Source organism: Candidatus Ruthia endofausta, from assembly GCF_013342985.1.
Taxonomy (GTDB): domain Bacteria; phylum Pseudomonadota; class Gammaproteobacteria; order PS1; family Pseudothioglobaceae; genus Ruthia; species Ruthia endofausta.
This window is the reverse complement of record NZ_CP054490.1, coordinates 648,827-662,094: the sequence shown is the minus strand read 5'-3', so window position 1 is coordinate 662,094 and position 13,268 is coordinate 648,827. Positions and strand designations below refer to the sequence as shown.

Below are 13,268 nucleotides of genomic sequence, written 5' to 3'. Positions count from 1 at the left end.
TTTAGCTTCAGCTAAGGCTTTTTCTTTAGCTTTTTTTGCCTCTTTTCATCACCAATACGTTTGTTTTCTGCTTCTTTTTCTTTGTTAGTAAGTTGTGATAATGAGCCGATACCAGTTGTGTTGATATGCGTCAGTACGGTATCGTTAAATTTTAATATTAAGCGATAGTGGATATCATCCTTTTTATACAAAGTAGAGTGGTTAATGTAGTCCCATTGGTTGTTGTGAAAGGAATCAATAATGCTTGGCGATCCAATTAAATCTTGCACCTGTATTTTAGACATGCCTAATTTCAATTGATTAATTTTAAATCTTTCCAGTACCGAGCCTTGGTGGATGTCATCTTTATATAGTGTTAGTAATGGCATATCTGGTATTTTAGGCAGACATGCAGATAAGAATGGTAATAAGGATACAATCAAAGTTAATTTGTTCATTTGCTGGTTTTTGATTTAAAATGATTGGCTAATTTTACATTAAGGATATTAAATATGGATGCTCAAGATTTAAAAAGTGCAGGGCTTAAAGTCACACTACCAAGGTTGAAGATTTTGGAAATTTTAGAAACCAGTGAAAATCATCACATGAGTGCTGAAGATATCTATCGCACTTTAATCATGCAAGGTGAAGAAGTGGGTGTGGCAACGATTTATCGAGTACTCACTCAATTTGAAGAAGCGGGCATGGTCAATAAACTTAATTTTGACAATGGCCAAAGTGTGTTTGAGTTGTCCAATGTGGATCATCATGATCATTTAGTATGCGTCAAATGCGGCAAAATTGATGAATTTTCTGATGAGATTATTGAGCAGCACCAACATGATATTGCTAACAAATATAGCTATCAACTTACCGATCATTGTTTGTATTTATACGGGCTCTGTAAAGACTGTCACTAATCCATTGTGGAAGATTTTATTTTTAGGGCTGTTCTAGCGGCCATTGGTATTTCAATTATTTCAGGCTCATTGGGCTGTTTTGTTATCTGGAAACACATGAGTTATTTTTCAGAATCGATTTCGCATTCGGCACTTTTGGGGGTATCTTTTGGGCTTGCTAGTGGTCTAGGTATTCATTTTAGTTTGGTAATAGTGGGTGCAATATTTGCAATACTTATTGTTATCTTACAACGAAGGCAGTTTTTGTCTAATGATGCTATTTTAGGTATTTTTTCACACATTGCTTTATCATTAGGCATTGTTGTTTTAAGTTTTATTGGTGGCGCTAATACGGATTATTTTTCACTCTTATTTGGTGATATTTTATCTGTTACTAACGTTGATATTGTTTGGGTGTATGTAATTTTAATGGTGCTTGCCTCACTGCTTATTATTTTTTGGCAACGTTTATTATTACTAACCTTAAATGAAGAGTTGGCAGTTGCACAAGGGCTTAATCGAGATTTTTATCAGTTGTTATTTATGTTAATGATTGCGTTGGCTGTTTCTGTTTCAGTGCAAATTGTGGGCGTGCTTTTGATTACTTCTTTGCTGATTATTCCACCAGCTGTTGCTAGAGTATTTGCTAATACCCCCAGTGGCATGGCATTTCAGTCAGTTATTGTTTCCATGGTTGCAGTTGGTATTGGTCTTAGTGCTTCAATAGTTTATGATTTAGCCACAGGGCCAGCAATTGTGATTGCGTTGGGTGGATTGTTTATATTGTCACAACTTGTGTATAAAAGATCAGCTTAGAGCATTATTCAATTCTGTTAATTGATTGGTTTGTTGCTCAAGGATTAATGGCTCAATAATTACACTTAAATCGCCTTCCATAATTTCTGAAAGTTTGTATAAGGTTAAATTAATACGATGGTCGGTAATACGCCCCTGTGGGTAATTATAGGTACGAATACGCTGTGAACGATCGCCACTACCTATCAATTCCTTGCGGGTTGATGCTTGTTGTTTGTGTTGCTCTTGTTGTTGTGCGTCAAGAATACGTGATGCTAATACTGACAAGGCCTGGGCTTTATTTTTATGTTGCGAGCGACCATCTTGGCATTCAACCACAGTGCCAGTTGGAATATGCATTACGCGCACAGCTGAATCAGTTTTATTAACATGTTGACCACCTGCACCACTAGCTCTAAAGGTATCAACGCGGACGTCACTCATATTAATATTGACTTGTTCAATATTTTCAACCTCAGGCATGATAGCAACTGTACATGCTGAAGTGTGTATTCGACCTTGACTTTCAGTTTCTGGTACACGTTGTACGCGATGTACGCCAGATTCAAATTTTAATTTTGAGTAAACATTCACACCACTAATGCGTGCAATGATTTCTTTAAAACCACCATGCTCGCCAAAGCTAGCGTTTATAACTTCTATTTGCCATTTCTGTTTTTCGGTGTAGCGACTGTACATTTTGAACAAATCACCTGAAAAAATACTGGCTTCATCGCCACCTGTACCTGCTCTAATTTCAATGATAATGTTTCGAGAATTGTTAGGGTCTTTTGGTAAGAGAGATTTTTTAAGCTCTAAATCAAGATGGTCTAAATTTTTTTTAGCATCCAGTATTTCCTCTTTGGCCATGGCTTTTATATCCATGTCGTCTTCAAACAGTATTAACTGTGCATCTTCTAGATTTTTCTGATGTGATAAATAGGCCTGAAATTGTTGATTAACTGGGATTAATTGAGCATGCTCAATAGACAGCTTTGTGAATTTTTTAACGTCACTAGCAACTTCTGGGTCGGATAACATAGTGCCCACTTCTTCAAGGCGCATTGATAGTTGCTCTAATTTGGCAAGGATAGATGCATTCATTATTTTTTAATATGAGGTATACAGCCTTCACATTGGGGTAAATTTTCAATGGAAGTTTGTTTGATATTTTTAAAGGGTAAATGTAATAGTTTGTTGGCTAATTGATCAGCAAGCTTACGAATAATATCTTCAGAATCAGCACCATTTTTTAGTTGTTTGATGGCTCTTTTTAAGAGTTTGTTTTTAATTGAGTTTGCACCAAATTGATAGGACTGTACCATTTGCTCGTTAGGCATAGTATTCAACCACTGATTAAAGATTTGATTTTGTTTAATGATAATTTCTTGTGCCAAACTTTTTTCTTTCTCTCTGTTACCGATATTGTCATTAACCACTTGCTTCAAATCGTCAATGGTATATAAATATACATCATCTAATTGACCTACTTCAGGCTCAATATCTCTAGGGATAGCAATATCAAGCATAAATATTGGTTTGTGTTTGCGCTTTTTTAGAGCACTTTCAATTAAGCCTTTGCCGATAATGGGCACTAAAGCTGCTGTTGAAGAAATGATAATATCTGCTTTGTATACAATGGATGAAAATTGTTTTAAACTAACAGATTGTGCTTGATATAAATGGGCAATTTTTTTTGCATTTTCAATGGTTCTGTTGGCAATAATCATCTTATTAACCCCTTTCTGGTTAAGATATTGTGCACACAGTTCAATCATCTCCCCTGCACCGATGAGCAAAACAGTTTGTTCGGATAACTTTTCAAAAATTTTTTCACTAAGTTTTACCGCGCAATAGGCAATTGAGACGGGTGAAGCGCCAATTTGGGTGTCGGTACGTATTTTTTTGGCAGTTGAGAATGCATGTTGGGATAGTTTTTCTAATAGCTTATTTAGAGTTTTGGCTTCTTTTGCTGCGTGATAGGCATCTTTTAATTGACCTAGAATTTGTGGTTCGCCCAGCACCAATGAATCAAGACCTGTGGCAACGTTGCATAGGTGTGTAAGTGCCTCATTGTTTTCAAAATAATTCAAATAAGAATCGATTGTGTCACGTTTAATGTCGTGTGTTTTGGCAAGATAATCACTCAACAACTCTTTAGGGTTTTTATGATTAGAGGCGACATAAATCTCTACGCGATTGCAAGTGGAAAGAATAATACAAGCATCAATGCCATCAATATGATGAAGATTACTTAGTGCTTGAGTTAATTTATCTGGTGCAAAAGCAACTTTTTCTCGCACTTCAACAGGTGCGAGTTGGTGATTGACACTTAAAATTGCAATTCGTGACATAAATTCAGTAAAGTCAACTCAAATAAACGTTTGATTATACCCAAAGGACAAGTTTCACGCTACAATGAGCAACTTATATGAAACGAATAATGATTGCGTGCTTTGCTTTGTTTTTATCAAGTTGCTCAACACTTAACATTCAGCCTACAAAGTTAGCGCATCAACAAACTTTGCTGAGTGTTTGGGGAGCGCATGGCAGATTAAGTGTGAGTGTTAATAATGACACAAAAACATCAGGTTTTGAGGTGAGTTTTAATCACCATGACTATAAACTTATATTAAGCACAGCCTTTGGTTTTGGTCAAATTTCGATCGAGTCTAATCAACAAAAGTTGTTGATTAATGGTGAGTCAATCAATCTAACGTTTGATCAATGGATGACGAGAGAGATGGGGTGGTACTTGCCCATTGATACTTTGGCAAAGATACTGTTTAAAAATGAGATAAATAGCGTCCACCATTGGCTAATTAAAATTAGCCGTTATCAATTAATTGGTGGTATTAAATATCCGAAAGTGATTCGTTTTAATCATCTGACCAAGCCCATCAAAATCAAACTACTGGTTAATGAAATTAATCAGTTAAAATAGCATAAAAATTAAGTAATTTAGCATGATAGAAGAAGATTTTTTAGTAGGTGGGCAAGACCAAGGCAATGAAGATTTGGTAATGACTTCAGTACGTCCGAATTCTTTAGAGAGTTATATTGGGCAAGACGATGTTAAGTCGCAAATGGCATTGTTTATTAAAGCGGCAAAAAAACGCAAAGATGTGCTGGATCACTGTTTAATTTATGGCCCTTCTGGTTTGGGTAAAACCACACTAGCAAATGTGATTGCCAATCAAATGTCCACAGGTATTAAGCAAACCTCTGGTCCAGTATTAGAGCGTTCAGGAGATTTGGCAGCAATTTTGACAAAACTTGAACCGTATGATATTCTATTTATTGATGAAATTCATCGCCTTAATTCTGTGGTTGAGGAAATTCTTTATCCAGCTTTAGAAGATTTTAAATTAGATATTATGGTGGGTGAGGGTGTGGCTGCGCATTCCGTGCAACTTGAATTACCACCTTTTACGTTAATTGGTGCTACTACTCGTGCTGGCATGTTAACTTCACCACTTAGAGATCGTTTTGGCATTGTCCAGCGTTTGCAGTTTTACAATGTTAAAGATTTAAGAATGATTGTTGAGCGTTCAGCAGATATTTTGGGCATTCAAATTGAATCAAAAGGTGCATTAGAAATTGCCAAGCGATCTCGTGGAACGCCTAGAATTGCCAATCGATTATTACGCCGTGTTCGTGATTTTGCCGATGTAAAGACCAATAGTGTGATTCATCAAGCTATTGCCAAAGAGGCACTAACAACACTTAAAGTAGATGAAGCAGGGCTTGAGCAATTAGACCGTGATTATCTTGCTATTATGGTGAATAAATTTTCTGGTGGTCCTGTGGGTTTGGACACACTGGCAAGCGCTATTAGCGAAGAGCGTGGCACCTTAGAAGACATGGTAGAGCCGTATCTGATTCAACAAGGTTTTATTATGCGCACACCACGTGGGCGTAGTGCTACAGACTTAGCTTATGCACATTTGGACTTTACCAATGACTCAAAATCGAATGATTTATTTAATCAATGAGTCAATTAAACGTTCGTGTTTATTACGAGGACACTAATAGTGGTGGTGTGACTTATTATGCCAATTGCCTTAAATTTATCGAAAGGGGACGTAGTGAATTTTTACGAGAGTTGGGTTCTGAACAAGATCAATTAATGCATTATCAGGCAATTATTTTTGCTGTCGAATCACTGAGTAGTGAGTATTTGCTTCCAGCCAAATTTAATGATTTATTAACTATTCACACTGAAATAGAAAAATTACGGCGCGCCAGTCTGATTTTTTCACAAAAAATAGTGGTTTTAAAGCAAAATAAGATATTATTTAAAGCGCAAATAATCGTGACTTGTCTGAATGCAATTAGTTTTAAGCCTTGTGCTATTCCTAGTGCAACTTTGGAGAAAATAAATGGATAACAGTTTATCAATTTTTAGTTTAATTCTTAGTGCCGGATTTGTGGCGCAAGTGGTGATGTTTATTTTAGTATTGATGAGCATTTATTCTTGGACGCTTATCTTGTCAAAAAAGAAAATCTTGATTGATGCTAACAAGGATATCAAATTATTTCATCAAAAGTTTTCAGCCGATGTTGATTTAGAAAAATTAGCACACCAAACGCTTCAAAAAGCTACTAATCAAAGTCCAATAGAGCGTATTTTTAGCGCAGGCTATCAAGAATTTATCCACACTACCTCAGATTCTAACCAGAGATTAATAATAGACGCTGAGCGCGCTTATCGCGTTATGAATACTACAGCTAATAACGAAGTTGACCGCCTAGATGGCGGTTTGAGCATTCTAGCTATGATTGCTTCATCTAGTCCGTATATTGGGTTATTTGGTACGGTTTGGGGAATTATGCACTCGTTTATTGGTTTAGCATCGGTTAAGCAAGCAACTATTGCCATTGTTGCTCCCGGTATTGCTGAGGCGCTTATTGCAACAGCATTTGGTTTGTTTGCTGCTATTCCTGCTACCATTGCTTACAATCGTTTAATTTCTCAAGTAGGAGTGATTAATAATAAATATACAACCTTTATTGAACAATTATTTGTTATGTTCCAAAGACAAAAATAGACAATGATTGAACTAGAAAAACGCCACAGACCTATCATAGATGCGCAAATTAATATTGTGCCATATATTGATGTGATGCTAGTGTTATTAGTAATTTTTATGATGACCACGCCTATTATTGAGCAAGGTATTGAAGTTGATTTACCCTCTGCCGAGGCGAAAATGGTAGATTTCACGCAACAACAGCCTACAATTATTACCATTGATAAACAAGGTAAATATTTCATTAATTCACTTAATGAGGATGATTCTGATGTTGCCAAAGGTGAAAAATTGCCATTAGGTATTATTGCAGGGCGCGTTAGCGCTCGGCTTGAAATTTATCCACAAATGAAAGTGTTTGTTCGTGGCGATAGGCAAGTGGCTTATGGTTCTGTTGTATTACTGATGTCTTTTTTACAAAAAAACGGAGTTGATAAAGTTGGTATTGTGACTGAATCTCCAGATGAAAAATAATGAACATTGATTTTTTTAAAAAAATTAAATGGCCTAAAATTGCTAGACAACACCCTTTTGCTTTTTGGGTGGTAATTGCGCTTCATGTTGGGCTGGTTATTGGCTTGTTATTTTCAAATGTTCAACGTTGGGAAATTCCAAAACAGACTACCAAATCAAGCGCAACACCCAAAGCAGTAACGATTGATTTGACTGAGATTAAAAAAGAAAAACAGCGATTAATTAATATTAAGCAAAAACGAAAAAAGCGCCTTGAAGCATTACAACGTGCAGAAAAAAAAGTTGAGAATGAACGTTATAAAGAACAGCAACATTTGAAAAAACTCAAAGCTAAAGTTAAACAGGAGAAAAAAGCTAAAGCCATTGCACAAACCAAAAGGAAGCAAGCTGAAAGCAAAAGTAAACAAGCCTTAAAGAAAAAGAAATTGGCTGAAAAGAAAGCCCTTGATGCTGAAAAGAAAAAACAAATAATTGAAAAATTACGCCAAGTCGAAGCTAGAAAATTCAAAAAAGAACAAGACAAGCGCTTATTGAAAGAAGAAATTCAAGCTGAAGAAGATCAAGATAGACAACTCGCTCAAGAGGATATTTTAAATGAGCTAAAACTTAATTATATCAATCAAATTGCTTCAAGAATAAAAGAAAGATGGCGTTATCAAGGCGCTAAAGATAGTTGGGGTTGTGACGTTGAAATCTTGCAAGATTTGAATGGACAAGTAAAAAGTGTCAACCTTAAATCTTGTAATGTTGATAACAGCGTTAAGGCGCAATCATTTAAAGACTCAATTGAGCGTGCTGTTTATAAAGCTTCGCCATTACCACACGCGCCTGATAAGAGTGTATTTGATGCGCAAGTCTTGTTTCACTTTAAGGTCAATTAATGGATATTTCCAAGTTAGATGATAAGGCTCAGTCAAAGCTTACTTTTCAGTTGTCTCAAATCTTAGAAAATTGGCATTTAGAAGATATTGAGCAATTGAAATTATTAGGCTTAGAGGAGGTTATTAAGTCTAGACATTTGTACTTGTACAGGCGTTCAGATAAGTCGTTTGATTTTGATGAGCAATTGGCAAAACGTACTGAAATGATTTTAGGAATTAGTGAGTCTTTGGGTACAACTTTTCCAACCAATAAAGAATACGGGGCAATTTGGTTAAAGCGTTCGATTAAAAAATTCAAGCATAAAACGCCGTTAGAACTTATGCTAAGTGGTGATACTGGTATGACACGCGTTTGGTATTTTTTGGATTGTACTCAAGGATGGAGAAATTGAATAAGGTTGAAATTTTGACCCAAAATGATATGGCGGCAGTGGGCATTCGTTCAGATAAGCGAGAGTTAGTTGATTTTGCTAAGTTTCCTAGTATGGCTGTGTTTGGTAAATCACTCACGTCCAATAAGCTCGACTCAATTCAAGAAAAAACAACCAAAACCGCATCAAGCTTACTTCAGGATAAAGCCTATCAAACGCCTAAAGTTGTCACTAATGAGGTTAATTCGTTTGAGCAAATTATTACGAAGAATAGTGATTTAGCTCTTTTGGATAAGGTTAAATCGGGTGCTGAAATTATGTCATTTGGCAGTATCTCAGCCTATAAAGAAGTGCAAGAGCATTTGTTTGCGGGTATTAATGGTGATGAAAAAGCCACTATTTTTGTGCAATCTTTTAATGCACAATTAATACCCATTGCTGGCATTTATAAAGGATTTGATGTAGTATCAGTCAAATTATATGCACGTCAAGTGATGATTGATTTATCAGATGGTAAGTTAAGATTTTGAATTATCTAAGATAAAATACACCCTTATGAATACACAAGATTTTTTATTAGAACTTGGATGCGAAGAGCTTCCATCAAAGTGTTTACAACAATTATCTAATGCACTTACGCACAATTTAACCATTGAACTGGATAAACTTAAACTGTCTTATTCAAGCGTTGAATCTTTTGCCACGCCTCGTCGTTTAGCAGTGCTAGTGAGCAACCTTCAACTGCAACAAAATGATCAAACTATTGAGCGCAAAGGCCCATCAATTAGTGCGCCTGACCGAGCTATTGAAGGCTTTGCTAAATCTTGTGGTGTTGCTAAGAATGTGTTAGTTCAAAAAGCATTTGGCAATACGGAATACTATTTTTTTACTAAGCAACAAAGTGGCTTAAAAGCGATAGATTTACTTGAATCTGTTGTTGACACTGCTATTCAAAATATCCCTATTGCTAAGCCCATGCGCTGGAGTAGTTTGAATACGTATTTTGTACGCCCAACACATTGGTTGATTATGATGCTAGGTTTTAATGTTGTGCCAGCTTCAATTATGGGTTTGACTTCCGGTAGTACAACCAGAGGTTTACGCTTTACGGGTGAGCGAACATTCGATATTACTTGCGCTAAGGATTATCAAAAAATCCTTCTTGAAAAAGCACAAATTGAGGCTAATTTTAATACACGCAAAGAGATGATTCGCAAGCAAGTGATTCAGGTGGCAAATAATAATAGTGCCACGGCAGTTATTGATGAATCTTTGCTTGATGAAGTTTGTGCATTGGTTGAGTACCCACGTGCATTTTCGGGTAGTTTTTCATCTAAATTTTTAGATGTGCCAGAAGAGGCGCTTATTTCTGCGATGAAATCGCATCAGAAGTATTTTCATATGTTGGATATGAACGGCAATTTGATGCCAGCATTTATTTCAGTTGCCAATATTGAGTCTAGCGATTTATCAGTTATTATTGATGGCAATGAGCGCGTTATTCGCCCACGTTTAAGCGACTCAGAATTTTTCTGGGAGCAAGATAAATCAACTACTTTAGAATCTAAAATTCCAAAATTAGACAGCGTGTTATTCATGGATGGACTTGGTTCAATGGGTGAGAAAGCCAGGCGTATTGAAACATTATCGGGCTATATTACTGATATTATTGGTGCAAATACAAAACACAGTACACGCGCAGGGCTACTATCGAAAACGGATTTAATCACTGATATGGTGGGTGAGTTTGCCGATTTACAAGGAGTGATGGGTGGATACTATGCACTTAATGATGGCGAAGACCCAGTAGTTGCAAGTGCTATCAGTGAGCATTACCATCCAAGATTTTCAGGCGACACATTACCCTCTACAAAAGAGGGTTTATGTGTTTCAATTGCCGATAAAGTTGATAGTATTGTGGGTATTTACGGTATTGGACACAAACCAACTGGTTCAAAAGACCCTTATGCACTAAAACGTGCGGCATTGGGCTTGTTACGCATGATGATTGAGTCAAAATCACAGCTGGATCTATTTAAATTAATTGGGCAATCAGTTAAGTTGTATGAACTTGACGAAGAAATTATTCAAGAAGTTTATGATTTTACTGTTAGCCGTTTAGAGATGTACTACCAAGAACAAGATATTGATAAAATGCTGGTAAAAGCAGTATTAGCAATAAAAAGTAGTGACTCTATTGTTTATGATTGGCATTTACGTGTTAAAGCATTAAATACTTTTATGCAAAGTGATGATGCTAAACCCTTAATTGAAGCTAATAAACGCCTTAGAAATATACATAAAGAGTTTAAGTCTGAGGACATACTTGGTGGTTATTCGTACTCAGAAGGCAAAATAACAATTAATGATAAAAATGTAAATTTTTCCAATGAATTTGATGAAAAACTTTTAGCAGCACTTGTTAGAATTAACAAAACAATACAAAAAGACGAAGAGGATTATTTGTCTATTGTAGAAGGGCTTTTACAACTCAAGCCTGTAATTGATGATTTTTTTGATAATGTGATGATTCTTGATGATAATTTAGAAGTTAGAAGACATAGAGTAGCTCTAACTAATCTAGTATTGCATCAGTTTCAATTTATTGCTGATTTTACTTATTTATCTAAATGAAAGCCCTCTCTAATCCAACGAATATCTAATGCTAAAGTTGAAGTGGATGGAAAAACAACAGGTGAAATTAAGCAAGGAATTTTGGTTTTTTAGGGTTTGAGAAAAATGATGAAAAACCACAAGTTGATAAAATGATTAAGAAGTTATTAGTTTATCGAGTATTTGCTGATGAGCAAGAAAAAAATGAATTTATCAGTTAAAAAGGTATTGGATGATATATTGCTTGTTTCTCAATTTACCTTAGCAACTGATATCAATTCAGGCACAAGAGCTGATTTTTCTACCGCTAAGCTACCAGAACAAGCCAAAGTGTTGTTTGATTATTTTTTGATCCAAATGAGAGATGGTTATCACAAGATTGCTAGTGGTGTTTTTGGTGCGATATGCAGGTATCTTTAACCAATGACGGGCCTGTGACATTTTTATTATCATGTTAGATGACATCGTAGCAATCCTAAGTCAATTTGAAGATGCGCTAATGATGATTGGTATCGTTTCTGGCGTGGTTTTTATTATTAGTTTATTATTGATGCCTTATTTATTAGGGTTAATACCATCAAATTATTTTCTAAAGAATTCAGAAAATAAGTCAAAAATCAACAAACTCTTTGACTTAATAAAATTGATACTTAAAACATTGATTGGTTTTATATTATTGATTGCTGGCATTATTATGCTGGTAACGCCAGGTCAAGGACTGGTATCAATTTTATTAGGTTTATTTTTAATGGAATTTCCAGGCAAGCGACAATTGGAGCTTAAATTAATCAATCACAATCCAACCTTTAAAACACTCAACTGGCTACGCTCTAAAGCTAGCAAACCTCCATTTAAGCGATAATTCATGAAAGAAAGCAAAATAATATCAATAGTATTATTAGCAGCAGTGGTGATATTTATACTGTTTTACCTACTGACTCGTGACATACAAATGCCACAAAACCAATCTATGCCATGGCAAAGTTTTATCAATAACCAAGGCAATACAGTTGTGTTTAATTTAACCATGGGTAGTAGCAATCTTACCGATGCAATACATTTATTCGGCTCTGAGGTTGACGCTTCTTTCTTTGAAAGTAAGGGTAAAATACCAGAGCTAGAAGCGTTTTTTTCCAGCACCAAAGTGGGTGGCATTAGTGCTGATGTTATTTTAAATTTAATACTTGATCAAAAAAGCATTAAACGTTTAAACAACAACATTAAAGAATCAATGATTATGCCTTCAGGTGTTAGAAAAACAACGTTTAATTTAACTGCTGAGGCTTCAATGTTTGGTATAAAAATTAAGTCATTAACCTTTATACCCAAAGCAGATTTATTAAAAGAGACGATTATTAATCTATTTGGTGAGCCTAGTAGAGTGAAGTTGGCTAGTCAGGGCGTATCGTATTGGTATTATCCAACCAAGGGTTTGCGCATTATTATTGATGATGAAAATAAAGAAATTTTAGAGTTTTATAATGAGGAAATTCAATGATTAAAATGTATGGTATTAAAAACTGCGACACCATTAAAAAAGCACAAAAATTCTTGATTAATCATCAAGTTGATTTTGAATTTATTGATTTGCGTGACAATCCGATTAATAAAACTAAGTTACAAACATTTGTAGATAAGCTCACTTGGGAAAAACTAATCAACAAGCGTTCTACTACTTTTCGAAATTTAAATAATAAAGAAAAAAATAATATTACCTTAGAATTGGTATTAAAAAATCCAACCCTTATCAAACGCCCAGTGCTGGTAATGAATAATAATGATATTATGGTTGGATTTAGTGAAAAATCTTATCTAAAGATATGCTAACTATTATTTTTGCTCTTTAATCTCTTCACGCACTTTATCCATACCAAGTGCTTTGGCTTTGTCAATAACGGCTTTTAAGCCAGCGCCTGACATTGTACTACCTAATTGAGAGAAGATTGCAATTTTTTCTCTAAAAATCATCAAAGTAGGAATGAAGCGAATTTGAAAGTTACCTGCTAATTCTTGCTCATCTTTAGTGTTTACTTTGGCAAAAATCACATCATTCACCTTGTCTCAGATACTTCATCATAAGTAGGCGAAAATTGCTTACAAGGACACACCATGGTGCTCAAAATCTAGCACAACAATATCGTTATTTTGAATGGTTTCGTCAAAATTACTTTGGTTTAATTCTAATACTGCCATTAGTTCAATCCCTAAAACTTAAAAAATAGA

At 35.3% G+C, this 13,268-nt stretch carries 17 protein-coding genes and 2 pseudogenes; 15 read left to right on the top strand and 4 right to left on the bottom strand.

Going from position 1 to position 13,268, the window contains the following annotated elements; all coding sequences use genetic code 11:
* Nucleotides 1-11: 11 nt before the first annotated feature.
* Complete coding sequence (locus HUE58_RS03615) at nucleotides 12-437, bottom strand: outer membrane protein assembly factor BamE (RefSeq protein WP_174605672.1); 426 nt, start codon at nucleotides 435-437, stop codon at nucleotides 12-14.
* A gap of 54 nt (nucleotides 438-491) precedes the next feature.
* Between HUE58_RS03615 and fur the strand changes: the two genes are divergently transcribed.
* Together fur and HUE58_RS03605 are read left to right on the top strand one after the other, a co-directional pair.
* Nucleotides 492-899, top strand: a complete 408-nt coding sequence (gene fur, locus HUE58_RS03610) for a ferric iron uptake transcriptional regulator (protein ID WP_174605671.1) — start codon at nucleotides 492-494, stop codon at nucleotides 897-899.
* Nucleotides 900-905: 6 nt separating this feature from the next.
* On the top strand, nucleotides 906-1,694 hold the full coding sequence (locus HUE58_RS03605; RefSeq protein ID WP_174605670.1) for a metal ABC transporter permease: 789 nt from the start codon (nucleotides 906-908) through the stop codon (nucleotides 1,692-1,694).
* Here HUE58_RS03605 and prfA read toward each other — a convergent pair.
* Nucleotides 1,686-2,777, bottom strand: a complete 1,092-nt coding sequence (gene prfA, locus HUE58_RS03600) for a peptide chain release factor 1 (RefSeq protein ID WP_174605669.1) — start codon at nucleotides 2,775-2,777, stop codon at nucleotides 1,686-1,688. The genes HUE58_RS03605 and prfA overlap by 9 nt on opposite strands.
* Nucleotides 2,777-4,027: a glutamyl-tRNA reductase gene (hemA, locus tag HUE58_RS03595; protein WP_174605668.1), complete on the bottom strand. Its 1,251-nt coding sequence runs from the start codon at nucleotides 4,025-4,027 to the stop codon at nucleotides 2,777-2,779. The genes prfA and hemA overlap by 1 nt, the downstream gene beginning before the upstream one ends.
* A 77-nt stretch (nucleotides 4,028-4,104) precedes the next feature.
* Here hemA and HUE58_RS03590 point away from each other — a divergent pair, with 77 nt between their 5' ends.
* From HUE58_RS03590 to HUE58_RS03530, 13 genes and pseudogenes are all read left to right on the top strand, one after another.
* Entirely contained in the window at nucleotides 4,105-4,617 is a 513-nt protein-coding gene (locus HUE58_RS03590) for a lipoprotein insertase outer membrane protein LolB (protein WP_174605667.1), read from the top strand.
* Nucleotides 4,618-4,639: 22 nt separating this feature from the next.
* Nucleotides 4,640-5,668: a Holliday junction branch migration DNA helicase RuvB gene (ruvB, locus tag HUE58_RS03585; protein ID WP_174605666.1), complete on the top strand. Its 1,029-nt coding sequence runs from the start codon at nucleotides 4,640-4,642 to the stop codon at nucleotides 5,666-5,668.
* The gene (locus tag HUE58_RS03580; RefSeq protein ID WP_174605665.1) at nucleotides 5,665-6,063 is read left to right on the top strand and encodes a YbgC/FadM family acyl-CoA thioesterase; all 399 of its coding nucleotides are present in this window, start codon (nucleotides 5,665-5,667) and stop codon (nucleotides 6,061-6,063) included. Before ruvB ends, HUE58_RS03580 begins: the two co-directional genes overlap by 4 nt.
* On the top strand, nucleotides 6,056-6,724 hold the full coding sequence (gene tolQ, locus HUE58_RS03575) for a protein TolQ (protein WP_174605664.1): 669 nt from the start codon (nucleotides 6,056-6,058) through the stop codon (nucleotides 6,722-6,724). Before HUE58_RS03580 ends, tolQ begins: the two co-directional genes overlap by 8 nt.
* Nucleotides 6,725-6,727: 3 nt before the next feature.
* Nucleotides 6,728-7,180 (top strand): protein TolR, encoded by a 453-nt coding sequence (tolR, locus tag HUE58_RS03570; protein ID WP_174605663.1) that lies wholly within the window; start codon nucleotides 6,728-6,730, stop codon nucleotides 7,178-7,180.
* Nucleotides 7,180-8,061, top strand: coding sequence for a TonB C-terminal domain-containing protein (locus HUE58_RS03565; protein ID WP_174605662.1), 882 nt, complete (start codon nucleotides 7,180-7,182; stop codon nucleotides 8,059-8,061). The genes tolR and HUE58_RS03565 overlap by 1 nt, the downstream gene beginning before the upstream one ends.
* Nucleotides 8,061-8,453 (top strand): antitoxin Xre/MbcA/ParS toxin-binding domain-containing protein, encoded by a 393-nt coding sequence (locus HUE58_RS03560; protein ID WP_174605661.1) that lies wholly within the window; start codon nucleotides 8,061-8,063, stop codon nucleotides 8,451-8,453. The genes HUE58_RS03565 and HUE58_RS03560 overlap by 1 nt, the downstream gene beginning before the upstream one ends.
* Nucleotides 8,450-8,962 carry a septum site-determining protein MinC gene (locus HUE58_RS03555; protein WP_174605660.1) on the top strand — a complete coding sequence of 171 codons (513 nt, stop codon included), beginning with the start codon at nucleotides 8,450-8,452 and terminating at the stop codon, nucleotides 8,960-8,962. Before HUE58_RS03560 ends, HUE58_RS03555 begins: the two co-directional genes overlap by 4 nt.
* A 25-nt stretch (nucleotides 8,963-8,987) precedes the next feature.
* Nucleotides 8,988-11,066 (top strand): glycine--tRNA ligase subunit beta, encoded by a 2,079-nt coding sequence (glyS, locus tag HUE58_RS03550; RefSeq protein ID WP_174605659.1) that lies wholly within the window; start codon nucleotides 8,988-8,990, stop codon nucleotides 11,064-11,066.
* Between the two features lie 42 nt (nucleotides 11,067-11,108).
* Nucleotides 11,109-11,465: pseudogene (locus tag HUE58_RS03545) on the top strand (D-aminoacyl-tRNA deacylase).
* Nucleotides 11,466-11,496: 31 nt separating this feature from the next.
* On the top strand, nucleotides 11,497-11,907 hold the full coding sequence (locus tag HUE58_RS03540; RefSeq protein ID WP_174605658.1) for a PGPGW domain-containing protein: 411 nt from the start codon (nucleotides 11,497-11,499) through the stop codon (nucleotides 11,905-11,907).
* Nucleotides 11,908-11,910: 3 nt separating this feature from the next.
* On the top strand, nucleotides 11,911-12,543 hold the full coding sequence (locus tag HUE58_RS03535) for a hypothetical protein (protein WP_174605657.1): 633 nt from the start codon (nucleotides 11,911-11,913) through the stop codon (nucleotides 12,541-12,543).
* The gene (locus HUE58_RS03530) at nucleotides 12,540-12,872 is read left to right on the top strand and encodes a Spx/MgsR family RNA polymerase-binding regulatory protein (RefSeq protein WP_174605656.1); all 333 of its coding nucleotides are present in this window, start codon (nucleotides 12,540-12,542) and stop codon (nucleotides 12,870-12,872) included. Before HUE58_RS03535 ends, HUE58_RS03530 begins: the two co-directional genes overlap by 4 nt.
* 3 nt (nucleotides 12,873-12,875) lie before the next feature.
* On the opposite strand, the pseudogene HUE58_RS03525 reads toward HUE58_RS03530, so the two are convergent.
* A pseudogene (locus HUE58_RS03525) lies at nucleotides 12,876-13,238 on the bottom strand (thioredoxin family protein).
* Between the last annotated feature and the right edge of the window lie 30 nt (nucleotides 13,239-13,268).